Source organism: Saccharothrix coeruleofusca, assembly GCF_014648515.1.
GTDB lineage: Bacteria > Actinomycetota > Actinomycetes > Mycobacteriales > Pseudonocardiaceae > Actinosynnema > Actinosynnema coeruleofuscum.
In genome coordinates this window covers 192,972-219,083 of sequence record NZ_BMRG01000002.1, presented here as the reverse complement: position 1 = coordinate 219,083, position 26,112 = coordinate 192,972, and the positions used below count along the sequence as shown (strand labels likewise).

Annotated in this window: 26 protein-coding genes, 1 tRNA gene and 1 riboswitch; of the genes, 14 read left to right on the top strand and 13 right to left on the bottom strand. The window is 73.3% G+C overall.

The window, feature by feature from the left end:
• The first annotated feature begins 50 nt into the window (after positions 1-50).
• Positions 51-821, top strand: coding sequence for a mechanosensitive ion channel family protein (locus tag IEZ00_RS05635; RefSeq protein ID WP_189221992.1), 771 nt, complete (start codon positions 51-53; stop codon positions 819-821).
• 77 nt (positions 822-898) lie between these two features.
• Positions 899-1,019, top strand: a riboswitch (FMN riboswitch).
• A gap of 45 nt (positions 1,020-1,064) precedes the next feature.
• Entirely contained in the window at positions 1,065-1,697 is a 633-nt protein-coding gene (gene pnuC, locus IEZ00_RS05630; protein WP_189221991.1) for a nicotinamide riboside transporter PnuC, read from the top strand.
• On the opposite strand, the gene IEZ00_RS05625 is transcribed toward pnuC, so the two are convergent.
• From IEZ00_RS05625 to aceE, 3 genes are all read right to left on the bottom strand, one after another.
• Positions 1,684-2,961 carry an ABC transporter substrate-binding protein gene (locus IEZ00_RS05625; protein ID WP_189221990.1) on the bottom strand — a complete coding sequence of 426 codons (1,278 nt, stop codon included), beginning with the start codon at positions 2,959-2,961 and terminating at the stop codon, positions 1,684-1,686. The two genes, pnuC and IEZ00_RS05625, sit on opposite strands and share 14 nt — an antisense overlap.
• Before the next feature lie 5 nt (positions 2,962-2,966).
• Positions 2,967-5,027, bottom strand: coding sequence for a substrate-binding domain-containing protein (locus IEZ00_RS05620; RefSeq protein ID WP_189221989.1), 2,061 nt, complete (start codon positions 5,025-5,027; stop codon positions 2,967-2,969).
• 146 nt (positions 5,028-5,173) lie between these two features.
• The gene (gene aceE, locus IEZ00_RS05615; RefSeq protein WP_189221988.1) at positions 5,174-7,933 is read right to left on the bottom strand and encodes a pyruvate dehydrogenase (acetyl-transferring), homodimeric type; all 2,760 of its coding nucleotides are present in this window, start codon (positions 7,931-7,933) and stop codon (positions 5,174-5,176) included.
• A gap of 299 nt (positions 7,934-8,232) precedes the next feature.
• Between aceE and IEZ00_RS05610 the strand changes: the two genes are divergently transcribed.
• From IEZ00_RS05610 to IEZ00_RS05575, 8 genes are all read left to right on the top strand, one after another.
• Positions 8,233-8,664 carry a DUF3052 domain-containing protein gene (locus tag IEZ00_RS05610; protein ID WP_189221987.1) on the top strand — a complete coding sequence of 144 codons (432 nt, stop codon included), beginning with the start codon at positions 8,233-8,235 and terminating at the stop codon, positions 8,662-8,664.
• A 2-nt stretch (positions 8,665-8,666) separates the two neighbouring features.
• Positions 8,667-9,131 carry a peroxiredoxin gene (locus tag IEZ00_RS05605; protein ID WP_189221986.1) on the top strand — a complete coding sequence of 155 codons (465 nt, stop codon included), beginning with the start codon at positions 8,667-8,669 and terminating at the stop codon, positions 9,129-9,131.
• 23 nt (positions 9,132-9,154) lie between these two features.
• Positions 9,155-9,229 (top strand) — tRNA-Val (locus IEZ00_RS05600).
• A gap of 135 nt (positions 9,230-9,364) precedes the next feature.
• Positions 9,365-9,547, top strand: coding sequence for a hypothetical protein (locus IEZ00_RS05595; RefSeq protein ID WP_189221985.1), 183 nt, complete (start codon positions 9,365-9,367; stop codon positions 9,545-9,547).
• A 122-nt stretch (positions 9,548-9,669) separates the two neighbouring features.
• Positions 9,670-9,873, top strand: a complete 204-nt coding sequence (locus tag IEZ00_RS05590; RefSeq protein ID WP_189221984.1) for a hypothetical protein — start codon at positions 9,670-9,672, stop codon at positions 9,871-9,873.
• Positions 9,840-10,040 (top strand): hypothetical protein, encoded by a 201-nt coding sequence (locus IEZ00_RS05585; RefSeq protein WP_189221983.1) that lies wholly within the window; start codon positions 9,840-9,842, stop codon positions 10,038-10,040. The genes IEZ00_RS05590 and IEZ00_RS05585 overlap by 34 nt, the downstream gene beginning before the upstream one ends.
• Positions 10,041-10,185: 145 nt before the next feature.
• Positions 10,186-10,476, top strand: a complete 291-nt coding sequence (locus IEZ00_RS05580) for a hypothetical protein (RefSeq protein WP_189221982.1) — start codon at positions 10,186-10,188, stop codon at positions 10,474-10,476.
• A gap of 164 nt (positions 10,477-10,640) precedes the next feature.
• Positions 10,641-11,687, top strand: coding sequence for a saccharopine dehydrogenase family protein (locus IEZ00_RS05575; protein ID WP_189221981.1), 1,047 nt, complete (start codon positions 10,641-10,643; stop codon positions 11,685-11,687).
• Here the strand turns inward: IEZ00_RS05575 and lipA are convergent.
• On the bottom strand, positions 11,662-12,666 hold the full coding sequence (lipA, locus tag IEZ00_RS05570) for a lipoyl synthase (RefSeq protein ID WP_189221980.1): 1,005 nt from the start codon (positions 12,664-12,666) through the stop codon (positions 11,662-11,664). The two genes, IEZ00_RS05575 and lipA, sit on opposite strands and share 26 nt — an antisense overlap.
• 14 nt (positions 12,667-12,680) lie before the next feature.
• Positions 12,681-13,607, bottom strand: coding sequence for an oxidoreductase (locus tag IEZ00_RS05565; protein ID WP_189221979.1), 927 nt, complete (start codon positions 13,605-13,607; stop codon positions 12,681-12,683).
• Positions 13,608-13,689: 82 nt separating this feature from the next.
• Between IEZ00_RS05565 and IEZ00_RS05560 the strand changes: the two genes are divergently transcribed.
• Complete coding sequence (locus IEZ00_RS05560; RefSeq protein ID WP_189221978.1) at positions 13,690-14,625, top strand: LLM class F420-dependent oxidoreductase; 936 nt, start codon at positions 13,690-13,692, stop codon at positions 14,623-14,625.
• On the opposite strand, the gene IEZ00_RS05555 is transcribed toward IEZ00_RS05560, so the two are convergent.
• The 7 genes from IEZ00_RS05555 to lpdA all read right to left on the bottom strand — a co-directional run bounded on the left by IEZ00_RS05555 (position 14,610) and on the right by lpdA (position 21,773).
• Positions 14,610-15,089 (bottom strand): ArsR/SmtB family transcription factor, encoded by a 480-nt coding sequence (locus IEZ00_RS05555; protein WP_189221977.1) that lies wholly within the window; start codon positions 15,087-15,089, stop codon positions 14,610-14,612. The two genes, IEZ00_RS05560 and IEZ00_RS05555, sit on opposite strands and share 16 nt — an antisense overlap.
• A gap of 1 nt (position 15,090) precedes the next feature.
• Positions 15,091-16,107: a serine hydrolase gene (locus tag IEZ00_RS05550; RefSeq protein ID WP_189221976.1), complete on the bottom strand. Its 1,017-nt coding sequence runs from the start codon at positions 16,105-16,107 to the stop codon at positions 15,091-15,093.
• 61 nt (positions 16,108-16,168) lie between these two features.
• Complete coding sequence (gene lipB / locus IEZ00_RS05545) at positions 16,169-16,912, bottom strand: lipoyl(octanoyl) transferase LipB (protein ID WP_189221975.1); 744 nt, start codon at positions 16,910-16,912, stop codon at positions 16,169-16,171.
• Positions 16,899-17,504 carry a phosphatase PAP2 family protein gene (locus IEZ00_RS05540; RefSeq protein WP_189221974.1) on the bottom strand — a complete coding sequence of 202 codons (606 nt, stop codon included), beginning with the start codon at positions 17,502-17,504 and terminating at the stop codon, positions 16,899-16,901. The genes lipB and IEZ00_RS05540 overlap by 14 nt, the downstream gene beginning before the upstream one ends.
• On the bottom strand, positions 17,504-18,394 hold the full coding sequence (locus IEZ00_RS05535; RefSeq protein ID WP_189221973.1) for a TIGR01777 family oxidoreductase: 891 nt from the start codon (positions 18,392-18,394) through the stop codon (positions 17,504-17,506). The genes IEZ00_RS05540 and IEZ00_RS05535 overlap by 1 nt, the downstream gene beginning before the upstream one ends.
• Positions 18,395-18,554: 160 nt before the next feature.
• Complete coding sequence (gene sucB / locus IEZ00_RS05530; protein ID WP_189221972.1) at positions 18,555-20,348, bottom strand: 2-oxoglutarate dehydrogenase, E2 component, dihydrolipoamide succinyltransferase; 1,794 nt, start codon at positions 20,346-20,348, stop codon at positions 18,555-18,557.
• Positions 20,349-20,402: 54 nt separating this feature from the next.
• Positions 20,403-21,773 carry a dihydrolipoyl dehydrogenase gene (gene lpdA / locus IEZ00_RS05525; protein ID WP_189221971.1) on the bottom strand — a complete coding sequence of 457 codons (1,371 nt, stop codon included), beginning with the start codon at positions 21,771-21,773 and terminating at the stop codon, positions 20,403-20,405.
• A gap of 174 nt (positions 21,774-21,947) precedes the next feature.
• On the opposite strand from lpdA, the gene IEZ00_RS05520 reads away from it, so the two are divergent.
• Complete coding sequence (locus tag IEZ00_RS05520) at positions 21,948-22,271, top strand: oxidoreductase (RefSeq protein WP_189221970.1); 324 nt, start codon at positions 21,948-21,950, stop codon at positions 22,269-22,271.
• Positions 22,272-22,311: 40 nt separating this feature from the next.
• Here IEZ00_RS05520 and IEZ00_RS05515 read toward each other — a convergent pair whose 3' ends face one another.
• Positions 22,312-23,805 carry a leucyl aminopeptidase gene (locus IEZ00_RS05515; RefSeq protein ID WP_189221969.1) on the bottom strand — a complete coding sequence of 498 codons (1,494 nt, stop codon included), beginning with the start codon at positions 23,803-23,805 and terminating at the stop codon, positions 22,312-22,314.
• Between the two features lie 195 nt (positions 23,806-24,000).
• Here IEZ00_RS05515 and IEZ00_RS05510 point away from each other — a divergent pair, with 195 nt between their 5' ends.
• On the top strand, positions 24,001-25,278 hold the full coding sequence (locus IEZ00_RS05510; protein ID WP_189221968.1) for an APC family permease: 1,278 nt from the start codon (positions 24,001-24,003) through the stop codon (positions 25,276-25,278).
• Positions 25,279-25,294: 16 nt separating this feature from the next.
• On the top strand, positions 25,295-26,112 hold an 818-nt coding region (locus IEZ00_RS05505; protein ID WP_229795115.1), incomplete at its 3' end, for a branched-chain amino acid aminotransferase.

Sequence of the window (26,112 nt, the reverse complement as noted above, 5' to 3'; positions counted from 1 at the left end):
CGGGAAAGGATCGCCGCGACGGCATCGCGCGGACACCGCCTGGAGGAGTCGTGGGCTCGCGGATCACTGACGGGATCGGCCAGGCGTGGACCGCCACGGCGACGTTCGTGCCCAGGCTGGTCGGCTTCCTGCTGGTGCTGCTGGTGGGGTGGCTGGTGGCGGTGGCCGTGGCCAGGCTGGTCGGTTTCCTGCTGCAGCGGGTGGGCTTCGACCGCCTGGTGGACCGGTCCGGGTTGCGCGGCGCGCTGGCGCACGTCCCGGTCGAGCCCAGGGCGTTGCTGGCCAAGCTGGCGCACTACTTCGTCCTGCTGATCGCCCTGCAGCTGGCCTTCGAGCTGTTCGGCGCGGGTGACGTGGTCGGCGCGCTGGTCGCCGCGATCACCGCCTACCTGCCGAGGGTCGCGGTGGCGCTGGTGCTGGTGCTGGTCGCCGCGGCGGTCGCGCGGGCGGTGCGCCGCCTGGTGGCGGGCGCGCTGGGCGGGCGCGCGGGGGCCAGGCCGGCGGCGGTGGCCGCGCACGGCTTCGTGGTGGCGCTGGGCGTGGTCGCGGCGCTGAACCAGCTGGGCATCGCGGCGTCGGTGACCACCCCGCTGCTGATCGCCGTGCTGGCCACGGTGGCGGGGGTGGTGGTCGTCGGGGTCGGTGGCGGCCTGGTGCGCCCGATGCAGCAGCGCTGGGAGGTCTGGCTGGAGCGGGCGGCGGAGGTGGGGCCGCCCCCGAAGCACGCCGAGGCGCCGGGGGCGCGGTCCTGGGAGGCCGTGCGGGTGGACGCCACGCCGACTCCGCCGATCGGGTTGCGCATCCCGTCCCGCGACGTCTGACGGCCCGGCGCTGTGCCCCAGGTCACCTCTGGTGGGGGAACAGGTCCGTGCGGGACGATGTTCTGCGGCAGTAGAGACATGCGCTCCGGGGCTCGGTGAAAGTCCGAACCGGCGGTACAGCCCGCGACCCGCCGCCAGGCGGTTGATCCGGTGGAACTCCGGAGCCGACGGTGAAAGTCCGGATGAGAGGCGCGCAGGCGGTCCGCCGCCCCGCCATGCCCTGGAACGGGGATGGAGGACGCGGTGCACGTGTTGTTGGAGCACGGGTTTTCACTGCTCGGGCAGAAGGTGTCGTGGGCCGAGTTCATCGGCCAGGTCGGCGCGCTGGTGGTGGTCTTCTTCGCGCAGCGCCGCTCGATCATCACCTGGCCGGTGCAGTTGGCGTCGGTGGCGCTGCTGTTCGTCGTCTACACCTCGGCCCAGCTGGGCGGCCTCGCGTCGCGGCAGGTGGTGATCGCGGCGATCACGGTGTACGGCTGGTGGGCGTGGACGCGCAGGCGCGATCCCGCGTTCGGCGTCGTGGTGCGCAAGGGCACCCCGCGCGAGCGGCTGGCCGTGGCGGCCGCGTTCGTGGTGGGCACGGTCGCGTTCGCGCTGGTGCTCGACGCGCTGGACGCCTCGTGGGCGCCGTGGCCGGACGCGGCGATCTTCATCGGCACCGTGCTGGCCTTCGCCCTGCAGGGCCTGGGCCTGGTCGAGTTCTGGCTGGTGTGGCTGGTGGTGGACGCGATCGGCGTGCCGCTGCAGATCCAGTCCGGGCTGTGGTTCAGCGCGCTGGTCTACGGCGTGTTCGCGGTGCTGGTCGTGCGCGGCTGGATCGACTGGAACCGGGAGGCCAAGCGCTCGGCGGTGGCCGCCGCCGCTACCGCTCGCTGAGCACGTCCTCGACGTCGGCGGCCAGCCGGTCCAGTTCGGCGTCGACCGATCGGGGGTTGCGCAGGGCGTTGTGCAGCGCCCGCTGCATCACGCCGGTCAGCTCGTCGTAGCGCTTGGACTGGGGGCGGTTGCGGGCGTTCTCCACGCTCGCCCGCAACACCCCCAGGTGCGGCAGCCGCGCGTTGAGCTCCGGCTCCTGGTACAGCGACCGCAGGGTGGGCGGGAAACCCGCCTGCTCGGCCAGCTCGCGCTGGCTGGCCTCGGAGGTCAGGAACCGGATGAAGGCCCGCGCGGTGGCCTGCCGGGTCGAGCACCGGGACACGGCCAGGTTCCAGCCGCCCAGCGCGCTGACACCGGGCCGCGCGTCGACGCCGGGCAGCGCGGTGACGGCGAACCCGTCCCGCACCGGCGAGTCCGGCGCGGCGAACAGCTGGCGCGTGTAGGGCCAGTTGCGCATGAACAGCACCCGTCCCTCGCGGAACTCCCTGAGCCCCTCCTGCTCGCTGTAGTCCAGCGCCTCGCGCGGTATCCAGCCCTGCTCGACGCCCTCGGCGAGCATCCGCACCCCGGCCTTGGCCTGCGGCGAGGCCAGGTCCCGCGCGTCGCCGCCGTGCGCCCACACCGCCTCCAGCGCGTTCACGACCAGCCCCTCGAACTGCTGGAACTGGCCCACGTACCCGGCCAGGCCGTGCTTCGGGGCGACCGCGCGGGCCTGCGCGGCCAGCTCCTCCCAGGTCCGGGGCGGCTCCAGCCCCTCCCTGGCCAGCACGTCGGCGCGGTAGTAGAGCAGCCCGGCGTCGGCCCGCCATGGCACCGCCCACGTCCGGCCCCCCGCGCGCACCGACTCCACCGCCGACGGCAGGAACCGGTCGCCGTCGAACCCGGCGTCGAACTCGGCCGGGTCCAGCGGCTCCAGGAAGCCCGCGTCGGCGAACTCGGCGGTCCACACCACGTCCAGGGTGACCACGTCGTAGCACTGCGACTGGTACTGGCCGCCGCGCCCGGCCGCCAGGTCCTGCGCCCTGGAGGTGAGCTGGGCCCGGTAGGCGTCGGTGGCCGTGGGCATCCGGACGAACGTCACCTGCTCGCGCGAGCTGCTGCGCGCGTTCCACTGCTCGACCAGGTCGGCGATCCGCTGCCCGGCGGAGCTGTCGGAGCTGTCCACGAAGGTGATCGGCCCGGTGCCATCGCTCTCCGGGTCGTGCCGCGGCTCCGCACAGCCCGCCGCCACGACCACCGCCACCACCGCCAGTGCGGTCCTCACGCGCGTCATCGGCTCCCCCACAACCCGCCCGCCACGCGGTCCAGCGCGACTCGGACGTCGTGCCCGGTGCTGTCGAAGCAAGTGCCGCCGTAGGCGGCTCTGATCGCGCCCAGCTGGGTCACCGCCGAGCAGGAGCCCGCGGTGAAGCCGACGCCGTGCACCCGCACCGGCGGGCCGCGCACGGGCTCCAGCGGTTCCGAGACCGGCCGGGGCCGCTCGACCAGCACGACGACCGGGACGCCCGCGCCGCGCTCGGCCACCGCCTCGGCCACCGCCGAGGGCAGCCGGTCGGCGGGGAACTCCCGCCGGCGCACCTCGCCCCGCCCGCCGACCAGCTCCTCCAGCCGGTCGGCCAGCTCCGCCGCCTTCGCCGAGCCGTCCACCGCGAGCACCACGTCCACCGCGCGGCGCGCGGACTCCCACGCCTCGCGCACCGCCGCCACGTCCACCGCCGCGTCGAGCTGGGCGGGTTTGTCCGGCCGGACGTCCTCGCGCCACGGCGGCACCCAGTTCAGGTCCCGGAAGCCCTCCCAGCGGAACGTGCCCTGCGCCGAGGGCGCGCGCAGGTAGTCCAGGAAGCGGCCGACCACGGCCTGCCTGCGCTCGTTGGGCGGCGTGCTGGTCCGCCGCACCTCGACGAACGGGTGGTCCAGGTGCAGCGTGCCCTCCGACGGGTAGAGCACCTTCAGGCACGGATGGTCCTTGAGCACGGCCTTCTCCGAGGCCAGCACCATCCGGTCGGCCGAGGGGCAGGCGGGGGCGGGTTCCCCGGCGGTGCGCAGGGCGATCTCGCGCAGCCTGCGCGGCACGTCGTCGCCCGTCAGCGCGGCGGTGTTCGCACCACCCAGCGCGGTGTGCACCAGCGCGGCCGCGGCCGCCGCGCCCGCGCCGGTGCTCCGGGCGTCCACCCCGGCCAGCGGCAGCCGGGCGTTGGGCACGTCGCGCCAGCGGAACTCCTGGCCGGGCCACCCCGACCACTCCGCCGCGGGCACGCCCAGCACCAGCGGCGAATAGGCCACCGGCCCGCGGTCGGCCAGCCGGACGTCGCGGTCGTCGGCCCGCAGCGCCGCGGCCACCTCCGCCACCTCCCAGGAGGTGTCCGGCAGCCACACGTGCGGCTCCGGTCCCCGCGCGGCCAGGTCCTGGTCCGGCCAGCCCCGGCTCAGCGCCCGCACCACCTCGTGCGCCGACCCGTCCACCCCGACGTGCACGTTGACCAGGCGGCAGCGCTCGTCGCCGTCGACCCCGCGCGAGTCCCGCTCGAAGTCCACCGCCAGCCCGCGCAGCGCGGTGGCCTTCTCCGCCGAGGTGAGCACGTTGAGCTGCACCGGGGCCGGACATGGCGGCACGGCGGGCGGCACGGCCAGCAGCGCGTCACCGGGCAGCAGGAGGACCAGCAGCAGCACCAGCAGGACGGCCGACCGCTTCGGGCGCGGCAACCGCGACCACCACGGCGGCCCGGCGGGCTCCGCCCGCGCCGGGCCGCCGTACAGCCGCAGCCACGCCGCGGTGTGCACCTCCTTGTGGTCCACCTCGACCCGGTGGTACAGCTCCGGCTCGCACGCGGGCTCGTCGCGGATCACGTCGTCGAAGAACCGGTCCGACACCACCAGCCCCAGCACCGCCCCGGAGCGGGCCAGCTCGGCGCGCAGCGGCGCGGAGTCCAGCAGCCGGAACGCCAGCACCAGCTCCGCGCCCACCGCGCCGTTGCCGTCGTGCGCCACGTCGCCCGCGGTGACCGCGGCGCGCAGCTGGATGCGCGCCTGCGGCACCAGCATGGCGTTGTACCGGCGCAGCTCGCCGTCGAGCAGGTGCAGCAGCGCGCTGACCACCCGGCGCTTGGCGACCCCCGGCGGCAGCAGCACGAACAGCCCGTCCCCGCGGTCCTCCCGGTAGGTGCCGGGCCAGTCGCCGCCCCAGGGGATGCCGCACTCGTCGAACGCGTGCTCCAGCGCGCTGTACAGGCCGCGCCGGATGACGTCCTGCTGGGGCCTGCTGCGCTCGCCGAACGCGACCACGTCGACCGCGACGATGGTGCGGTGCACCGCAGGCTGAGGCGTCCCCATTGATCCCCTCGTCGGACGCGGAGTCTTGTCCGATTCTATGGGGTGGATCACACGGACCGGGGCGGAATGAGCACGGGGCGCTTCCCCCGTGTGGGGGAAACGCCCCGTGCCGGGCCTCCGTCAGGCCCTCCGTCCGCGCCTCTGGATCAGGCCAGGCCCGCGTCCGAGGTGGACGGGCCCGCCGCGCTCACGTCGTCGATGCGGTACTTGCGGGCCGCCTCGACCACCTTGGACCGGTCGACCTCGCCGCGCCGCGCCAGCGCCGCCAGCGTGGCCACCACGATCGACTCGGTGTCGACCAGGAAGTGCCGCCGCGCCGCCGGGCGGGTGTCGGAGAAGCCGAACCCGTCGGTGCCCAGGGTGGTCATGTCGGTGGGCACGTACGGCCGGATCAGGTCCGGCACCGCCGTCATCCAGTCCGACACCGCCACCACCGGACCGGGCGCGCCGGACAGCGCCTGCGTCACGTACGGCACGCGCGGCTCCTGGTCGGGGTGCAGCAGGTTGTGCCGGTCCACCTCGACCGCCTCGCGGCGCAGCTCCGAGTACGAGGTGGCCGACCACACGTCGACCTGCACGCCCCACTCCTCGGCGAGCACCTCCTGCGCCTTGACCGCCCACGGCATGGCCACGCCGGAGGCCAGCAGCTGCGCGCGCGGACCGTCCTGCCCCCGCGCGGGCTGGTACCGGTACAGGCCCTTGAGCAGACCGTCCACGTCGAGCTCGGCGGGCTCGGCGGGCTGCTGGTAGGGCTCGTTGTAGACGGTCATGTAGTAGAAGACGTTCTCGGCGTTCTCGCCGTACATCCGCCGCAGGCCGTCCTTGACGATGTGCGCCACCTCGAACGACCACGCCGGGTCGTACACCACCGCCGCCGGGTTGGTGTGCGCCAGCAGGATCGAGTGGCCGTCCGCGTGCTGCAGGCCCTCACCGGTCAGCGTGGTGCGGCCCGCCGTGGCGCCCAGCACGAAGCCGCGCGCCATCTGGTCCGCCGCCGCCCACAGGCCGTCGCCGGTGCGCTGGAACCCGAACATCGAGTAGAAGATGTAGATCGGGATCATCGGCTCGCCGTGCGTGGCGTAGGACGTGCCCGCCGCGGTGAACGAGGCCGTGGAGCCCGCCTCGTTGATGCCCTCGTGCAGGATCTGCCCCTGCTCGGACTCCTTGTACGCCAGCATCAGCTGGGCGTCCACGGAGGTGTAGAGCTGCCCGTTGGGGTTGTAGATCTTCTGCGCCGGGAACATCGAGTCCATGCCGAACGTGCGCGCCTCGTCCGGGATGATCGGCACGATGCGCGGCCCGATCTCCGGGTCCTTGGCCAGGTCGCGGACCAGCCGGACGAACGCCATCGTGGTGGCGACCTCCTGCTTGCCCGAGCCCTTGCGGATCACGTCGTAGACCTTGTCGCCGGGCAGCACCAGCGCCTTGGACTTGGCCCGCCGCTCCGGCACGTACCCGCCCAGCTGCTTGCGCCGCTCCTGCAGGTACCGGATCTCCGGGGCGTCGGGGCCGGGGTGGTAGTACGGCGGCAGGTACGGGTCGAGCTGGTCGTCGGGGATCGGGATGCGCAGGCTGTCCCGGAAGAGCTTGAGGTCTTCCAGGGTCATCTTCTTCATCTGGTGCGTGGCGTTGCGCGCCGCGAAGTGCGGGCCCAGGCCGTAGCCCTTGATGGTCTTGGCCAGGATGACCGTCGGCTGCCCGTGGTGCTCCACGGCCGCCTTGTAGGCCGCGTAGACCTTGCGGTAGTCGTGGCCGCCGCGCTTGAGGTTCCACACCTCGTCGTCGGTCATGTTCGCCACGAGGTCCTTCGTGCGCGGGTCGCGCCCGAAGAAGTGCTCCTTGACGTACGCGCCGTCGTTGGCCTTGTAGGTCTGGTAGTCGCCGTCGGGCGTGGTGTTCATCAGGTTGACCAGCGCGCCGTCGCGGTCGGCGTGCAGCAGCGCGTCCCACTCCCGGCCCCAGATGACCTTGATGACGTTCCAGCCCGCGCCGCGGAAGAACGCCTCCAGCTCCTGGATGATCTTGCCGTTGCCGCGCACCGGGCCGTCCAGGCGCTGCAGGTTGCAGTTGACCACGAAGGTCAGGTTGTCCAGCTGCTCGTTGGCGGCCAGCTGGAGCAGACCGCGCGACTCCGGCTCGTCCATCTCGCCGTCGCCGAGGAACGCCCACACGTGCTGGTCGGAGGTGTCCTTGATGCCGCGGTCGTGCAGGTAGCGGTTGAACCGAGCCTGGTAGATCGCGTTCATCGGGCCGAGGCCCATGGAGACGGTCGGGAACTCCCAGAAGTCCGGCATCAGCCGCGGGTGCGGGTAGGACGGCAGGCCGCCGCCGGGGCCCGCGTGCGAGAGCTCCTGGCGGAAGCCGTCGAGCTGGTCGGTGGTCAGCCTGCCCTCCAGGAACGCGCGCGCGTACACGCCGGGGGAGGCGTGGCCCTGGATGAACACGTGGTCGCCGCCGCCGGGGTGGTCCTTGCCCCGGAAGAAGTGGTTGAAGCCCACCTCGTAGAGGCTGGCGCTGGAGGCGTAGGTCGAGATGTGGCCGCCGACGCTCACCCCCGGCCGCTGGGCGCGGTGCACGGTGATCGCCGCGTTCCAGCGGATCCAGGCGCGGTAGCGGCGCTCCACCTCCTCGTCACCGGGGAACCAGGGCTCCCGCTCGGTGGGGATGGTGTTGACGTAGTCGGTGCTGGTCAGCGACGGCACCCCGACGTGGCTCTCCCTGGCGCGCTCCAGAAGGCGCAGCATCAGGTAGCGGGCGCGCTGCTGCCCGCCGCCCTTGAGCGCGGCGTCGAACGACTCCAGCCACTCCGCGGTCTCCTCCGGGTCGATGTCCGGGAGGTGGGCGGCCAGGCCGTCACGGATGACGCGCACCCGCTCGGGAGTGGTGCCGTTGTTCTGCGGGGCCAAGGGATCTCCTCGTTCCTGGGTTCTCTAGCTCCATCGTTGCCCGCCGGACACCTTCCCGTCACCACTACCGGTCGGTAGTTCTGGATCGTGTCCATCGCGCGCGCGCGAATAGGAGGTATGTAGAGCCTGCCTCATCGGGGTAGGGGAGCGCATCCCGGGGTACCCGATGCGGCGTGTCCTGCCCCTTACGGTTGCGCGTGGCACGGGTGACAGTGTTCGCTAACCGCGACTGGTAGGAGACACCGCGCGGCAGTCGACCCCCGGCTGCCGCTTGTTGCATACTTGGAGGAGTGGAAACCGTGGTCGCCGCGGAAGACGCCGGCAAGGTCGGCGTCGCCGACAGGCTCGGGATCGAACCGGGCATCGTGGTCCAGGAGATCGGCTGGGACGAGGACGTCGACGACGACCTGCGCGCCGCGGTCGAGGAGCGGATCGGCAGCGATCTGCTCGACGAGGACGACGATGAAGTCGTGGACGTGGTCCTGCTGTGGTGGCGTGAGGACGACGGTGACCTGGTGGACGCCCTGATCAACGCGACCTCGCCGCTGGCGGAGAACGGCGTGATCTGGGTGCTGACCCCGAAGACGGGGCGGCCGGGGCACGTCGAGCCCAGCGACATCGCCGAGGCGGTGCCCACCGCGGGCCTGGCGCTGACCTCCAACATCAGCGTGGGCGACGACTGGACCGGCATCCGACTGGTCTCGCCGAAGAACGCGAAGTCCAAGCGCTAGGCATGGCGGTGGGAGTCGGCGGGCCCGCCCCGGACTTCACCCTGGAGGACGTCCACCGGCGGCCCGTCGCGCTGTCGTCGTTCCGCGGCGAGCGCAACGTGCTGCTGGTGTTCTTCCCGTTCGCGTTCAGCGGCACGTGCACCGGCGAGCTGAGCAGGGTGCGCGACGAGATCGCCGTCTACGATGACGGGAACGTCCAGGTGCTCGGGGTCTCGGTGGACACGCCGTACAGCCTCAAGGTCTGGTCGGAGCAGCAGGGGTTCCCGTTCCCGCTGCTGTCGGACTTCTGGCCGCACGGCGAGGTGGCCAGGGCCTACGGCGCGTTCCACGAGCGCGCCGGGGTGGCGACGCGGGGGACGTTCCTGGTCGACACCGGGGGCGTGGTCCGGTTCGCCGAGGTCCGCGGTCCCGGTGAGCCGCGGGACCAGGAGACGTGGAAGAGGGCCGTGGCGGCACTGCGGGGGTAGCCCGCCCGCGGGGCCCGCCCGACGGGCGCGTAGCTCAGTGGAAGAGCACTCGGTTTACACCCGAGCGGTCGCAGGTTCGAATCCTGCCGCGCCCACCACCCACCCCGTCACGAAAATGTTCCGAACTATTCCCCCCGTGGTTTCGAACCATTGATTCCAAATTCCACGAAAAATGGTCGGAGTAGCTCGAACGGGGGTTGCGTTGCTCCGGCGCAACGGTGATTCTGTGGGGCATGAGTCACCTGGAGCTCCATCTCAAGCTCCCGCCCGACTTGCCCCCGCAGCACTACGACGGCATTCGGCACGCCGTGGCCAGCCTGCTGGAGCTGTGGGGCGTTCCGGGCGTGTGCCCGCTGCTGATCGGCGTGGTCGGCCAGGTGTGCGTGTGCGAGGCGGAGTTGGAGCGCTGCGGTTAGCCGACCGGGAGTGACGCCCGTCACTTCTGAAATGCGGTGATCAGCCCAGGTCATTTCCACCGCTGAATAGCGCACGATCGTGGTATTGCCCTCGCGCGCGCGTGACGGCAATGCTGGGGCGCATGGATCGTCCGGAGCTGCGGGTGGAACTCCCCTCCGGGCTGCCCGACAGCCGCTATGCCGACATCGCCCGCGCCGTGTCGAGCCTGCTGGAGTTGTGGGACGTCCCCGAAGCCTGCCCGGAACTGGTCGACCTGGTCGAGGACGGTTCCAGGGGCGATAGCCTGCGCGCGTGGATCGACCGGGTATCGGCTCCAGGGTCCTGATCGCCATCATCGGCTTGGTGGTGGCCGGCCTTTGCGTGGCTGTTGTACTCGTCACCCTGGCGCTCCTGGACGACACCGACGACCGGTCCTCGCCGTTCACCGCCTGCGCTTCGCGCGCCGACGTCTCAACTGGGTGCGGATCGCCGAACTCGCTGAGCGCGTCGTAGCGCCGTCACCGATCGGGGCAAGGAACCGCGTTCCCCCGTCGACCGGTGGTCACTTGCGGCATTCGGCCCGTTAGGGGACGACGGTTCACCCCCCTAATCCGTCAACCCCCTAGGCGATCGGCATCACACATCGTAATGTTGCGCCATGTCGCCCAGGACGGTCACCGCGGTGGTCGGCGCGGCCTTTCTGCTCGCCGGTTTGTTGATCATGCTCCTGCCGCTGGAAACCGATTCCCCCTCGGGGCTTTCCGTGTCCTGCGGCAACAGCGTGGGCATGGGGTACGACGACATCGAGCTGGAAGCCGAGTCCGAAGCATTGCCCGAAATCTGCGGGGAACTGCGCGCCGAGCGGCTCGCCTGGGCGGCTCCGGTGGCGGTGCTCGGCCTGCTGCTCCTGGCAGGCGGAGCGATCACCCGACGCCGCTCCGCCTCCTAGCCCACCCCGCGAGTCGAGCCTCTGGGCACCCCGAACTCCGTGTTCGCGCACGTCGGGTAGTAGTTACCGGCCCTCCCGGCCCCGTCGGGTAGTACTTGCCGAGCATCGGGGTGCGGGTGGGCGGTGTTCGGCGCGCCGTGCTACTCGCTGGTAGCTTCCGGGGCATGACGTGGATGGTCTACGGCGCCAACGGCTACACCGGCGCGCTCGTGGCCGAGCGCGCCGTGGCGGCGGGGGAGCGGCCGGTGCTGGCGGGCCGCTCCCGCGACAAGCTCGAACCCCTGGCGCGCGAGCTGGGCCTGGAGCACCGCGCGTTCGACTTGCGCCACGCCGCCGAGCACCTGCGCGACATCGACGCCGTGGCGCACTGCGCGGGCCCGTTCTCCGCCACCTCCGCCCCGATGGTGCGCGCCTGCCTGGACACGCGCACCCACTACGTCGACATCACCGGCGAGATCGACGTCTTCGAAGCCGTCGCGCGCCGCCACGACGACGCGGTGGCCGCCGGGGTCGTGCTGCTGCCCGGCGCCGGTTTCGACGTCGTGCCGACCGACTGCCTGGCCGCGCTGCTGCACCGGGCCCTGCCCTCGGCCACGCACCTGGACCTGGCCTTCGTCGTCGGCGGCGGGGCCAGCGCGGGCACCGCGCGGACCGCCCTGGAAGGAGCCGGGAGCGGTGGCAGGGCCCGCGTGGACGGCGAGATCCGCGCCGTGCCGGTGGGGCACCGCAAGCGGGTGGCGGGGTTCCGGTCGGGGCCGCGCGAGGTGGTCGCCATCCCGTGGGGCGACGTGAGCACCGCCTACCGCTCCACCGGCATCCCGAACATCACCACGTTCACCGCGCTGCCCGGTTTCGCGGCCGTCGCGCAGGGCGCGCTGGCGCCCCTGCTGCGCCTGCCACCGGTGCGGGCGCTGGGCAAGGCCCTGCTGGGACGGGTGGTCGGCGGTCCCGGTGCGAGCACCCGCGCCAAGACCCGCGCCGAGGTCTGGGGCGAGGTTCGCGACGATCGCGGCAACCGCGTGCAGGCGGCGCTGACCTGCCCCAACCCCTACAGCCTCACGGCGGACTCGGTGGTCCGCGCGATCAGCGCGCTGACCCGCGGACCGGACCGGGTCGAGCCCGGCTGCCACACGCCGTCCAGCGCCTTCGGCGCGCACTACGCGCTGGAGCTGGACGGCGTGGTGCTCAGCGAGCCGAGAGCAGCGACGTGACCTCCTGCGCCGCGCCGCCCGCTTCCAGCAGGTGCCGCAGGTTCTCCGGCAGCGCGTCGCCGCGCTTGGTCACCGCCTGGGCGTAGAGCCGCCCCGCGCGGTAGGACGAGCGCACCAGCGGGCCCGCCATCACGCCGCTGAAGCCGATCGACTCGGCGGTCTCCTTGTGCACCAGGAACTCCTCCGGCTTCACCCAGCGCTCGACCGGGTGGTGCCGCGGCGAGGGCCGCAGGTACTGCGTGATGGTGATGATCTCGCAGCCCGCCCCGTGCAGGTCGCGCAGCGCGGCGGTGACCTCCTCCGGCGTCTCGCCCATGCCCAGGATCAGGTTGGACTTGGTCACCAGGCCCGCCTCGCGGGCGCGCGTGATGACCTCCAGCGACCGCTCGTAGCGGAACGCGGGCCGGATGCGCTTGAAGATCCGCGGCACGGTCTCCAGGTTGTGCGCCAGCACCTCGGGCCGGGAGTCGAACACCTCGGCCAGCTGCTCGGGCACCGCGTTGAAGTCCGGGATCAGCAGCTCGACGCCCGTGCCGGGGTTGAGCGCGTGGATCTGGCGGACCGTCTCGGCGTACAGCCAGGCGCCGCCGTCGGGCAGGTCGTCGCGGGCCACGCCGGTCACCGTCGAGTAGCGCAGGCCCATCGCCTGCACCGACTCGGCGACCCGGCGCGGCTCGTCGCGGTCCAGGTCGGCGGGCTTGCCCGTGTCGATCTGGCAGAAGTCGCAGCGGCGGGTGCACTGCTCGCCGCCGATGAGGAACGTCGCCTCGCGGTCCTCCCAGCACTCGTAGATGTTGGGACAGCCCGCCTCCTCGCACACCGTGTGCAGGCCCTCGCGTTTGACCAGGCCCTTGAGCTCCCGGTACTCGGGGCCCATCTTCGCCTTGGTCTTGATCCAGGAGGGCTTCTTCTCGATGGGCGTTTGGCTGTTGCGCACTTCCAGGCGCAGCAGCTTCCGACCCTCAGGTACGACGGTCACGGGTCAACACTACGTCACGCCGGGTCGGGCGCGACGCCCGTGAGCTCGGCGGTGAGGTCCCACAGCCGGGCCGCCGCCAGTTCGTCGCGGGAGGCCGCGCTGGAGGCCGCCGGGGCGGGGTGGCCGCGCATCTCGCGGAACCCGTCAGGGCCGTAGTAGCCGCCGCCCTCGGCGCCCGCCGCGGTGGCCGCGTAGAGCTGCGGCAACGCACCCACCTCGACCGGCTGGGAGAACAGGCCGACGAGCTTGTTGCCCAGTTCCATGACGCTGCTGCCGTGCGCGCGGGCCGTGTTGGCGCTCAGCTCGGTGGCCGTGGCGCCGGGGTGCGCCGCGACGGAGGTCACGTCCAGCCCGGCGGCGCGCAGCCTGCGGTCCAGCTCGCGGGCGAACAGCAGGTTGGCCAGCTTGGACTGGCCGTAGGCGTGCCACTGGCGGTACTTGCGCACCTCGTAGTTCGGGTCGGCGAGGTCGAGCGCGCCGACGGAGTGCATCAGGCTGGACACGGTCACCACGCGCGCGCCCGGCCGGGCGCGCAGCGCGGGCATCAGCAGCCAGGTCAGCGCGGCGTGCCCGAGGTGGTTGGTGCCGAACTGGAGCTCGAAGCCGTCGGCGGTGCGGCGCAGCGGCCCGCCCATCACGCCCGCGTTGTTCACCAGCAGGTCCAGCGCGTCCCCGGTCAGCTCGCGCACCGAGGCGGCGGCCGCGCGCACGGACGCCAGGTCGGCCAGGTCCAGCCGCACCAGCTCGGCCTCGCCGCCGCCCGCCAGCACGCGCTCCAGCGCCCGCTGCCCGCGCTCGGGGGAGCGGCAGGCCATCAGCACCCGCGCGCCCCGGCCGCTGAGCACCTGGGCCGTGCGCAGCCCCAGCCCGGAGTTCGCGCCGGTCACCAGCGCGGTCCGGCCGCTCTGGTCGGGGATGTCCGCCTCAGTCCACTTCGCCATGCGTCATGATTACCAGCCGGGAGCCGCTCCCCGATCGGGAGCCGAATCGCGATCTCGGGGTCGACGCCGTTAGCTTGGGGGCGTGGAACTCCGGATCTTCACCGAGCCCCAGCAAGGGGCCTCCTACGACGACCTGCTCCGCGTGGCCCGCACCGCCGAGGACGCGGGCTACGGCGCGTTCTTCCGCTCCGACCACTACCTGAAGATGGGCTCGGTCGACGGCCTGCCCGGCCCCACCGACCCGTGGATCACCTTCGCGGGGCTGGCGCGCGAGACCCGGACCATCCGGTTGGGCACGCTGATGACCGCGGCCACGTTCCGCTACCCCGGCCCGCTGGCGATCAGCGTGGCGCAGGTGGACCAGATGTCCGGCGGCCGGGTGGAGTTCGGCCTCGGCGCGGGCTGGTACGAGGCCGAGCACACCGCCTACGGCCTGCCGTTCCCGCCCGTCCGCGAGCGGTTCGAGCGCTACGAGGAGCAGCTGGACATCATCACCGGGCTGTGGGGCACGCCGCTGGGCGAGACGTACTCGTTCCAGGGCAAGCACTACCAGCTCACCGACTCGCCCGCGCTGCCCAAGCCCGCGCAGGCCAGGATCCCGGTGCTGATCGGCGGTCAGGGCGTCAAGCGCACGCCCGCGCTGGCGGCCAAGCACGCGGACGAGTTCAACCTGCCGTTCGTGGGCATCGACTTCGCCGTGGAGCAGTTCGCCCGCGTGGACGCCGCCTGCCGCGAGATCGGCCGCGACCCGGCGGAGATCACCCGCTCCGCGGCGCTGGTGGTGGCGGTGGGCAAGGACGACGCGGAGGTCTCCCGCCGCGCCGACGCCATCGGCCGCGAGGTCGACGAGCTGCGGCTCAACGGTCTGGCGGGCACGCCCGCCGAGGTCGTGCAGCGGCTGGGCGAGTGGCGCGAGCGCACCGGCATCAGCCGGGTCTACCTCCAGGTGCTCGACCTGTCCGACCTGGACCACGTCGAGCTGGTCGCCAGCGAGGTCGCGCCTCAGCTGCGCAGCTGACCCGCCACGTCGGAGGCCGCGGTGAGCAGGACGAGCACGGGCACCACCGCGCCCGCGCGCAGCCGGTAGCTGCCGCGCTTGTCCTGCTCCACCACGCCCGCCGAGGTCAGGGCCTTGAGGTGGTGGTAGAGCTGCCCGGTCGACCCCAGCCGGGCGGCCTCCTGCAGCGCCGCGGCGGGCTGCCCGCCGCGGTCCAGCAGCGACCGGACGATGTCCACCCGAGCCGGGTGCGCCAGCGCGGCCAGCACCTCGACGCGCGGCCGGTCCTCCAGCGCCAGCACGGACTCCTGCGCCAGGTCGATGCGCCACTCCACCTGGCCCTCGGCCAGCGTCACCCGGCCCCGGTAGCCGACGGCGCCGCCGTCCCCGGCTTCGGGGGACGTGGCGACCTCGCGCCCGCCCTCCAGCGCGGCGACGCGCTCCTCCAGCTCGACCAGTCGTTGCAGCAGGTCCACCGTGGTCATCCTAGGAGAGGACGACCTGGAACTCCCGCAGCGCGGCCTGCTCCAGCAGGGCCCGCAGCACCAGGTCGAACAGCTCCCCGACGGCGGCGAAGCGCTCCTCGTCGACCTCCTGGACCAGCACGGCGGCCGAGCCGACGCGCCCGTCCGCCCACCGCACGGCGCAGCCGAGGGTGAGCACGCCCGCCAGCGACCCGCCCTTGAGCCCGATGCCCGCCACCCCGTCGGGCAGCTGCCTGCCCGCCTCCAGGTGCGCCCGCGCGCGGGGGAACCGGCCGCCCGCGATGGCGCGGTGCGTCTTGTGCAGCCCGGCGGCGGTGCCCCGCCAGGTGGTCCGCGCCCACGGCACCTGCCCCTGGTAGGTGGCCGGGATGTCCGGGAACCGGCCGATGACCTCCAGCTGCAGCTGGGGGTCGCGCACGTACCGCTCGACGCTCACCGGCCTGCCCAGGACCAGCCGCAGCATGTCGCCCAGGATCCACGGCGCCGGGGCGTCCGGCCAGCCGCACCGCGCCGCGGCGGCCCGCAGCGGGGCCTCGCCGAGGCGGTGGCGCAGGTAGTCGGCGGCGGCGTTGTCGCTGTGCCGGATCATCGCCGCGACCAGGTCGTCCAGCCGGACCTCGTGGTTGGGGTCGTCGGCGGTCATGCCGTTGGTGGCCGGGATGCCCAGCTCCGCGAGCGCCGCCGGGTGCGCGCCCCCGTCCAGCGGCAGGTAGTACCGCTCCCAGTCGCCGACCCGCACCCGCTCCTCGGGGTCAAGTCCCGCCAGCTCGTACCCGGCCAGGTGCACGACCTTGACCGCGGAGGCGAGGGGCTGCGGCTCGTGCGGGCGGTGCGCGACCCGGCCGCCGCGGCCGTCGTCGAGCACGACCGCGACGTCGCGCGGGTGCGCGCGGAACCAGCCGAGCCAGTCGTCGGGCGCTGCCCCCCGAGGGGCGGCGAGGGCGGGTGCGGCGGGCAGCAGCAGCGAAGCCCCCGCCGCACCGCACGCGGTGAGCAGGCGCCGTCGGGTGATGGGCACGACCGGTCTCCCCTCTGGTGGTCCGTAATTCCGGAACTCTAGAGGGGAAGAGGGGGTGTTGTCAGCCGGTCCGCACCGCGAACGTCACACCCGCGGCGGCGGGCTGGGGGCGCTCCAGCGTCCGGTCGGTCAGCGGCAGGTCGCCGTTGAGCGCGTCGATGACCGCGTCGCGCGCCATCGGCAGCACCTCCGCCACGGTCACGTCGCGCTCCAGCTCGTGCGACAGCGAAGCCACGCCCGCGTCCCGGATGCCGCACGGGATGATCTCCCCGAACGCGTCCAGCGAGGCGTTGCAGTTGATCTCGAAGCCGTGCGTGGTCACGCCGCGCTGCACCCGGATGCCGATCGCGGCGACCTTGCGCTCCACGCCCCGGTCGTCGGCGGGGATCCAGACCCCGCTGCGCTTGTCCACCCGCCCGGTGCGCACGCCCAGCTGGTCGCACACGTGGATGATCGCCTGCTCCAGGCGGCGCACGTAGTCGACCACGTCCAGCGGCTCGGTCAGCTTCACGATCGGGTAGCCGACCAGCTGGCCCGGACCGTGCCAGGTGATCTTGCCGCCGCGGTCGACGTCGATGACCGGGGTGTCGCCGCCCTTGGGGCGCTCGTCGTCCTCGGTGCGCTTGCCGCAGGTGTAGACCGGAGGGTGCTCCAGCAGGAGCAGGGTGTCGCCGATCTCGTCGTCCGCGCGGGCGGAGGCGAGTTCGCGCTGGAGATCCCACGCCGCCAGGTAGTCGATGGTGCCCAGCACGCGCACGTCGAAGGGGTCGGTCGAGGCGCGGCAGGAGGAGTCAGTGCTGCTCACCCCTCGACCCTACGCCCGGCGGCAGCAGCCCCAGCGCCAGGCTCACGACCAACCCCACCCCCGTCACGGCCAGCACCGCCCCCACCGTGTCGGTGAACCAGTGCATCCGCAGCACCACCCGGCTGGCCGCCGTCAGCGCCACCGCCGCCACCGCCAGCGCCACCGCCCGGCCCAGGTGGCGGCGCGCCAGCCAGCCGCACAGCACCACCCCGGTGAACGCCACCGCGGTCACCGCCGTGACGTGGCCGCTCGGGTAGCTCCACTTCGGGAAGTCCACCGGCCGCACCCGCTGGTAGCCGTGCCGCGCCAGCACCGTGCTCCAGCACAGGCCCAGCAGCACCGCCCCCTTGACCAGCAGCACGTCCCTGGCCAGCCACGCGCGCAGCGCCAGCGACACCAGCGCGATGGTGGCCAGACCGGGGCTGAGCACGAAGCTGACCACCGCGCCCGCGTGCTCGAAGCCCGGCCCCAGCCGCAGCGCCGCGTCGTGCAGCCCGCGGTCCACGCCGGGCTCCTCGCCGCGCACCAGCAGCCCCAGCACCACCGATGCCGCCGCGAGCAGCACGCCGACCAGCGCCGTGAGAACCGCCATCACCCCCGCACGGCCGCCGCCACCGCGGTGCCCAGCGCCGGGTGCAGGAACCGGAAGCCGTGCCGCTCCAGCACCTTCGGCACCGCCCGCTGACCGGCCAGCACGCCCTCCTCGGCCAGCTCGCCGAGCACCGCCTTCAGCGCGAACGCGGGCACCACCCACGGCGCGGGCCGGTGCAGCGCGTGCCCGAGGGTGCGGGTGAACTCGGCGTTGGTGACCGGGCTGGGCGCGGTCACGTTGACCGGGCCGCGCACCGCCTCGTGCTCCACCGCGAAGCGGATCGCGGAGGTGGCGTCGTCCAGCGAGATCCACGGCATGTACTGGGAGCCGTCGCCCAGCCGCCCGCCGAGGAAGAACGAGAACAGCGGCTTGATCCGGCCGAACAGCCCGCCCGCCGGGCTGATCACCAGTCCGGTGCGCAGCCGCACCACCCGGATGCCGCCGCGCTCGGCGACCACCGCCGACTGCTCCCAGGCCCGGCACAGCCCGGCCAGGAACCCGCCGCCGGACGGGGTCGACTCGTCGACCAGCGCGTCCCCGGTGTCGCCGTAGTAGCCCACCGCGCTGGCGTTGACCAGCACCGGCACCCCGTGCTCGACCGCCGCGGCGGCCAGCACCTCGGTGGGCACCGTGCGGCTGTCCAGCAGCACCTGCTTGCGCGCGTCGTTCCACCGCTTGTCGGCCACGCCCGCGCCGCACAGGTTGACCACCGCGTCCGCGCCGTCCAGCGCGCCGTCGTCCAACCGCCCGGCGGGCGGGTCCCAGCCGCGCTCGTCCGGCGCGGCGGGCCGCCTGCGCACCAACCGCAGCACCTCGTGGCCCCCGCCGCGGAGGGCGGCGACCAGGCTGGTGCCGATGAGGCCGCTGGAGCCTGCGATGACCACGCGCATGGGGTTGATCGTCTCTCAGCGACGGCCCGGTTGCACAGCGGTCACCGTGTTGGCCGCGCCACGTACCCCGAACGCGGCCCTCCTGAACGCGACCCTCCCGAACGCGGCAGGGCCGCTCCCGTTTCCGGGAGCGGCCCTGTCGAACACCACGCGAGGAGCGCTACAGGCCCAGGTCGGCCTCGAACGCACCCTCCTCCAGGCGGTTCTTCACGGTGGTGAGGAACCGGCCCGCGTCCGCGCCGTCGACCAGCCGGTGGTCGTAGGTCAGCGCCAGGTAGGCCATCGACCGGATGGCGATGGTGTCGTCGCCGTTCTCGTCGGTGACCACCACGGGGCGCTTCTTGACCACGCCGACGCCCAGGATGCCGACCTGCGGCTGCTGGATGATCGGGGTGTCGAACAGCGCGCCGTTGCTGCCCAGGTTCGTCAGCGAGAACGTGCCGCCGGTCAGCTCGTCCGGCGTCAGCTTGTTCGCGCGAGCGCGCGAGGCCAGGTCGGCGATCTTGTGCGACAGGCCCGCCAGGTTCAGGTCGCCCGCGTTGTGGATCACCGCGTTGAGCAGGCCGCGCTCGGTGTCGATCGCGATGCCCAGGTGCTCGGCGCCGTGGTAGACGACCTCCTTCTTCTCCTCGTCGATCGAGGCGTTGAGCACCGGGTGCTGCTTGAGCGCCTCGACCGCCGCCTTGGCGAAGAACGGCAGGAAGGTGAGCTTGGTGCCCTCGCGCTGCTCGAACGCGGCCTTGGCCCGCGAGCGCAGCCGCGCGATCTTGGTGACGTCGACCTCGAAGACCTGGGTCAGCTGGGCCGAGACCTGCAGCGACTCGCGGGTGCGCTGCGCGACGATCTGCCGCAGCCGGGGCAGCTTCTGCACCGTGCCGCGCTTGCCGCTGGTGTCCACGGCGGGCGTGGAGGCGACCCGCTGGGCCGGGGCGGACGCGGCCGGGGCGGCCTGCTGCGGGGCGGGGGCCGGGGCCTTGGCGGCCTCGACCGCGGCCAGCACGTCCTGCTTGCGGATGCGGCCGCCGACGCCGGTGCCCTTCAGCGTGCTCAGGTCGATGTTGTGCTCCGACGCGAGCTTGCGCACCAGCGGCGTGACGTACGGCGCGCCGCCGCCGGTCTCCTCGCCCGCCTGCTGCTTCGGGGCCTCCTGCTGGGGCGCCTGCTGCTGGGGGGCTTCCTGCTTGGGAGCCTCCGGCTGGGGCTTGGGGGCCTCGGGCTGGGGCGCGGGCTTGGGCGCCTCCTGCTTGGGGGCTTCCTGCTGCTTGGGCGCCTCGGGCTGGGGCTTGGGCGCCTCCTGCCGCGCGGGCGCGGGCGAACCCGACCCGATGACCGCGAGCTGGCCGCCGACGTCGACGGTCTCGTCCTCGGCCGCGGTGATCTCCAGCAGGGTGCCCGCCACCGGCGACGGGATCTCGGTGTCGACCTTGTCGGTGGACACCTCCAGCAGCGGCTCGTCCACCTCGACCGAGTCGCCGACCTGCTTGAGCCAGCGGGTCACGGTGCCCTCGGTGACGCTCTCGCCCAGCGCGGGCATGGTCACCGGGGTGCCCTGGGCGGAACCGCCCGAGGACGGGGCCGCGGCGGGCTCCGGGGCGGATTCCGGGGCGGGCTCGGGCTCGGCCTGCGGCTGCTCGGCCCGCGGCGTCGCCTCCTCGGCCTCCTCGGACGGCGTGGCGCCGCCGGTGGAGGACGAGTCGCCGGACCCGGCGTCGTCGGAGCCGTCGCCGATCACCGCCAGCTCGGCGCCGACCTCGACGGTCTCGTCCTCCTGGGCGACGATCTTCTGCAGGACGCCCGCCGCGGGCGACGGGATCTCGGTGTCGACCTTGTCGGTGGACACCTCCAGCAACGGCTCGTCGACCTCGACGCGGTCACCCTCCTGCTTCAACCAGCGGGTGACCGTGCCCTCGGTGACGCTCTCGCCGAGTGCGGGCATTTGGACGGAGAAGGCCATCGTTCGCTGACTCCTCGTGCGTAAGTCGGGGATCGGCTGACTGGGGTGCGACGGTCAGCCGTGCACGTGCAGCGGCTTGCCGGCCAAGGCGAGGAAGGCCTCGCCGAGGGCTTCTGTCTGGGTCGGGTGGGCGTGGATCAACGGCGCCACGTCCTCGGGGTGAGCCTCCCAGCTGTAGATCAGCTGGGCCTCACCGATCAGCTCGCCGACCCGCTCGCCGACCATGGTGACACCGACCACGGGACCATCCGGCGCCTTGACCAGCTTGACGCCGCCCGCGGTCTTCAGGATCTGGCTCTTGCCGTTGCCCGCCAGGTCGTAGACGAACGTCTCGACCGAGCCGTACTTCTCCTTGGCCGCGGCCTCGGAGAGACCGACCGAGGCGACCTCCGGCTTGCAGTAGGTGACGCGCGGGATGCCCGCCTCGTCGATGACCTTCGGGTTCTGCCCGGCGATCTCCTCGGCCACGAAGATGCCCTGCTGGAAGCCGCGGTGGGCCAGCTGCAGGCCGCGCACGATGTCGCCGACCGCGTAGACGTTGGGCAGGTTGGTGCGCAGCCGCTCGTCGGTGACCACGAAGCCGCGCTCGATGGCGACGCCCGCCTCCTCGTAGCCGTGGCCCGCGGTGTTGGGGCCGCGGCCGACGGCCACCAGCAGCAGGTCCGCCTCCAGCACGTCGCCGGACTCCAGCGAGACCGACACGCCGGTCTCGGACTGGGTGGCGCCGGTGAACTTCACGCCGGTCTTGAACTTGATGCCGCGCCTGCGGAAGGCGCGCTCCAGCTGCTTGGACGCGTACTCGTCCTCGGCGGGCACCAGCCGGGGCAGCGCCTCGACGATGGTCACGTCCGCGCCGAAGGAGGCCCACACGCTGGCGAACTCCACGCCGATGACGCCGCCGCCCAGGACGACGACCTTCTCCGGCACGAAGTCCAGGTTCAGCGCCTGGTCGCTGGTGATGACCCGGCCGCCGATCTCCAGGCCGGGCAGGCTGCGGGCGTAGGAGCCGGTGGCCAGCACCACGTTCTTGCCCACGTAGCGCTGCCCGTCGACCTCGACCGCGTTGGGCGCGACGAAGGTGCCCGCGCCCTCGACCAGGGTGACCTTGTTGGCCTTGGCCAGGCCCTGCAGGCCCTTGTAGAGCCTGCCGATGACGCCGTCCTTGTAGGAGTTGACGCCCGCGATGTCGATGCCCTCCAGGGAGCTCTTGACCCCGAACTGGTCACCCTCGCGGGCGTTGTCCGCGACCTCGGCGGCGTGCAGCAGCGCCTTGGTCGGGATGCAGCCCCGGTGCAGGCAGGTGCCCCCCAGCTTGTCCTTCTCGACCAGGACGACGGACAGGCCCAGCTCCGCCGCGCGGAAGGCGCAGGCGTAGCCGCCCGATCCGCCACCGAGGATCACAAGGTCGGCGGAGGTGTCGGTCACGGGATCTCCCTGGAGAGCTTGATGCCTTACTTCGCGCGGGTGCGCGCGGGTATCGCCATCTTGTCATTAGTCCGGCGGCGGCGATGACGCGGTGTCCTCTTGGGAGGATTTGGCCACCCCTTAACACCCCGCCTGGCACCATGGTCGCTTCGAGTCGGCGCAGGAGGTGGCCGGATGGGTCTGTTCGACCGTTTCCGCAGGAAGCAGCGCCCTGGCGTGCTCAGAGCGGCCACGTCCACCGACACCGGGCACCTGGAGCGGTGGGCGGCGCAGCGGCGTGGCGTGGAGGCGTACGTCGAGCCGAAGACGACCGTGACGGAAACCACGGTGGTGTTCGTCGCGCACGACGGCGAGTGGACCCGGCGGCGCGTCGAGGGCACCGAGGGGGCGCGCAAGCTGGCGCGCAAGCTCGGCATCCCGATCTACGACGCGGGCATCGTCGGCTACCCCAAGCGGATGCGCGAGTACTCCCGGCGCAAGTCCGCCGGGCAGGGCTGACCCCGGCGCTCACCCGCGCGGGTGAGCGCCGGGGCGCGGGTCAGCCGTTGGCCGCGATGTCGGCCAGCACGGCGGCCAGGGTGCGCACCGGGACACCGGTGCCGCCCTTGGCGGTGTAGCCGTAGGGGCCGCCGGTGTGGTACGCCGGGCCCGCCACGTCGATGTGGGCCCACTGCACGCCCTCGGCCACGAACTCGCGCAGGAACAGGCCCGCGGCGAGCATCCCGCCCCAGCGGTGGCCGGTGACGTTGGCCAGGTCGGCCACGCGGGAGTCCAGGTCGCCGCGCAGCTCCTCGGGCAGCGGCATGGCCCACGCCTGCTCGCCCACCGCGCGGCCCAGCGCGGCCACCCGGTCGCGGAACTCGTCGGTGCCCATCACGCCCGCGGTGCGCTTGCCCAGCGCCACCACCTGCGCGCCGGTCAGCGTCGAGGTCTCCACCAGGTAGTCCGGGTTCTCCTCGCAGGCCCGCGCGATGGCGTCGGACAGGATCAGCCTGCCCTCGGCGTCGGTGTTGAGCACCTCGACGGTCTTGCCGCCGTACATGCTCAGCACGTCGCCGGGCCGGTAGGCCGAGCCGCTGGGCATGTTCTCCGCCATCGGCACCCAGGCGGTGACCTCCAGCGGGTACTTCAGCTTCGCCGCCAGCACCACCGTGGCCACCACGGCCGCCGCGCCGCTCATGTCCGAGGTCATCTCGTCCATGCCCGCGGCGGGCTTGATGGAGATGCCGCCGGTGTCGAAGGTGATGCCCTTGCCGACCAGCGCCACCTTCTTGGCCGCCTTCGGGCCGCGGTAGGTCAGCCGGACCAGCCGGGGCGGGCGGGCCGAGCCGCCGCCCACGCCGAGGATGCCGCCGAAGCCCTGCTTGCGCAGCGCCTTCTCGTCGAGCACCTCGACCTCCAGGCCCTCGCCCTTGGCCAGCGCGGCGGCGCGCTCGGCGAACGAGGCCGGGTACAGGTCGTTGGGCGGGGTGTTGACCAGGTCGCGGGCGGTGGTGACGGCCTCGGCGATCGCGGTGGCGGCCTTCAGCGTCGCCCGGTGCGCCCTGGTGGTGCCCTCGGCGGGGGCGACCAGGTCGACCCGCGCCACCGGCCCGTCGCCCTTGGCGGACTTGTAGGCGGTGAAGGTGTAGGCGCCCAGCAGGGTGCCCTCGGCGGCGGCGGCCAGGTGCAGCGCGGACAGCGTGGTCACGGCGCGCTTCTTGCCCGCCAGCGCGCGGGCGGCGGCGCCGGAGGAGCGGCGCACCTGCTCCTCGGTGACCGCGCCGTCGGCGTCCGGCTTGCCCAGGCCCACGGCCAGCACCAGCGGGGCGGCCAGCTTGCCCATGGTGGGCACGGCCACGACCTCCTCGGCCTTGCCCGACGCGCCCAGCGCGCCCAGCACGTCCAGCAGCGTTCCGTCGAACGCGGCGTTCACCGCCTCGGCGGAGGACACCAGCGCTGGGCCGTCCGGGCCCTGCAGGACGCCTACCACCACGGCGTCGGCGGTGGCGGTCAGATCACTGTCGGTGATGGCCAGCTTCGGCGCGGTCACTGCGGCTCCTCGGCGCTTCCTCCCGGCACTTCCTGGTCGTGCGACGGGAACGGAGGTGGATCGGGTCGAATGCTAGAGGTCCGCCGGAGCAGGCCGGTCAGGGCACCTTCGATAGCTCGGAGTAACAATTAACACGAACAGGTGTCGACCGTGCGGCCGTTCGCCAGCGGCCGCTCCATCTGCGACTGTGGAGCGGTGACAGTGACGCCCCGCGCGAGCGCCGCGGTGCTCGCCCTCGGCGCGATGCTGGGAGCCGGGATCTTCAGCGGGTTCGCGCCCGCCGCCGCGCTGGCGGGCCCGTGGACCCCACTCGCCGCGGCGGTCGCCGCCCTGGCCGCGCTGTGCTGCGCCTTCGCCACCGCCGAGCAGCACCGCGCCCGACCCGACGCGGCGGGCGGCTACACCCACGTCCGCGACCACCTCGGACCGTGGCCCGCCCGCATCGCAGCCAGCGCCCACCTGGTCGGGCGCGCGGGCGTGGCCGCCGCGCTGGCGGGCGCGGTCGCCGCGCACGCCTTCCCCCAGCACCGGCCGCTCGCCGCGGTCGCCGTGGTCGTGCTCGTCACCGGGCTGCGCGCCACCGGGCTGCGGTGGAGCGGAAAGCTCACGGCGGTGCTCACCGCTGTGGTGGTGGGCACGCTGGTGCTGGTGGTGGCCACCTGCTTCGCCCTGCCGCCGCCCGAGACCGTCCCGCCCGAGACCGCCCCGGCCTCGGCGGGACCGGGCCTCGGCGGCCTGATGGGGGCCGCCTGCCTGCTGTTCGTCGCCTTCACCGGCTTCGAGCGCGTCACCGCCCCGCACCCCGGCGACCGCGTGTTCACCGCGCGGCAGCTGCGCGTCGCCGTGCCGGTGGCGATCGGCGCGGTGCTGGCGCTGTGCGTGGCGGTGGCCGTCGCGCTGGACCGCCAGCTCGGGCAGTGGCGGCTGGCGCTCTCGCCCGCGCCGCTGCGCACCGCGCTGACCGCGGCCGACGGCGCGTGGCTGCTGCCGCTGCTGGGCGTGGCCGCGGTGGCGGCCGGGTGCTCGGCGCTGTGGTTCGTGCTCGCCTCGGCCAGCCGCACGCTGGGCGGCATGGCCCGCACCGGTGACCTGCCGCCGGTGCGCGGGCGGTGGCCGCTGGAGGTCCTCGCGGGCGCGCTGGCCCTGTCCGGCCTGCTCATGACGCCGTCCGCGGCGCTGGCCGTGGGCGCCTGCGGCACCGCCTTCCACTACGGGTTCGGCAACGCCGCCGCGCGCGTGATGCTCACCGACGGCGGCACGTGGGCGATGCGCGGCGCGTGCCTGGGCCTGGCGCTGTCGGTGCTGCTGGCGATGAGCGCGCCCACCGGCGCGCTGGTGGGCACCGGGGTGGTGATGGCCGTCGGCACGGGCCTGTGCGGGCTGTCCGGGTGGGTGACCGGACGCCGGTCCGCCCCTCGGCCGGATGGTGGGACGTCCGAGCGTCGGGACGGCGATTTTCTGAGGTCGAAGTGAGAGCTACTGTGCTCGCATGACGACCGCGTTGCCTTTCAGCCGGATCCCCGCCCCGCAGCCGGCGACCCCGGAGCGCGTTGCGGAGGTACTCGCCAAGCCGGGCTTCGGGCAGCACTTCACCGACCACATGGTGACCATCCGCTGGGGTCGCGACCAGGGCTGGCACAGCGCCGAGGTGCGCCCCTACGGCCCGCTGGAGCTGGACCCGGCGGCGATGGTGCTGCACTACGGCCAGTCGATCTTCGAAGGGCTCAAGGCCTACCGCCAGCCCGACGGCTCGATCGCGTCCTTCCGCCCCGAGGCCAACGCCGCGCGCTTCCGCGCGTCGGCCCGCCGCATCGCCATGCCCGAGCTGCCCGACGAGGTGTTCCTGGAGTCGCTGCGCGAGCTGGTCGCGGTCGACGGCCGCTGGGTGCCCTCGGACGCGGAGGCGTCGCTGTACCTGCGGCCGTACCTGTTCGCCACCGAGAAGGGCCTGGGCGTGCGCCCGGCGGGGGAGTACCTCTACGTGCTCATCGCCTCGCCCGCGGGCTCGTACTTCGCGGGCGGTCTGAAGCCGGTGACGGTGTGGCTGTCCACCGAGTACGTGCGCGCGGCCCCCGGCGGCACCGGCGCGGCGAAGTTCGCGGGCAACTACGCGGCCTCCCTGGTCGCCCAGGCCCAGGCCGCCGAGCAGGGCTGCGACCAGGTGGTGTGGCTGGACGCGGTGGAGCGCCGCTGGGTCGAGGAGATGGGCGGGATGAACCTGTTCTTCGTCCTGGGCTCGGGCGAGGGCGCGCGCGTGGTGACCCCCGAGCTGTCCGGCTCGCTGCTGCCCGGCATCACCCGCGACTC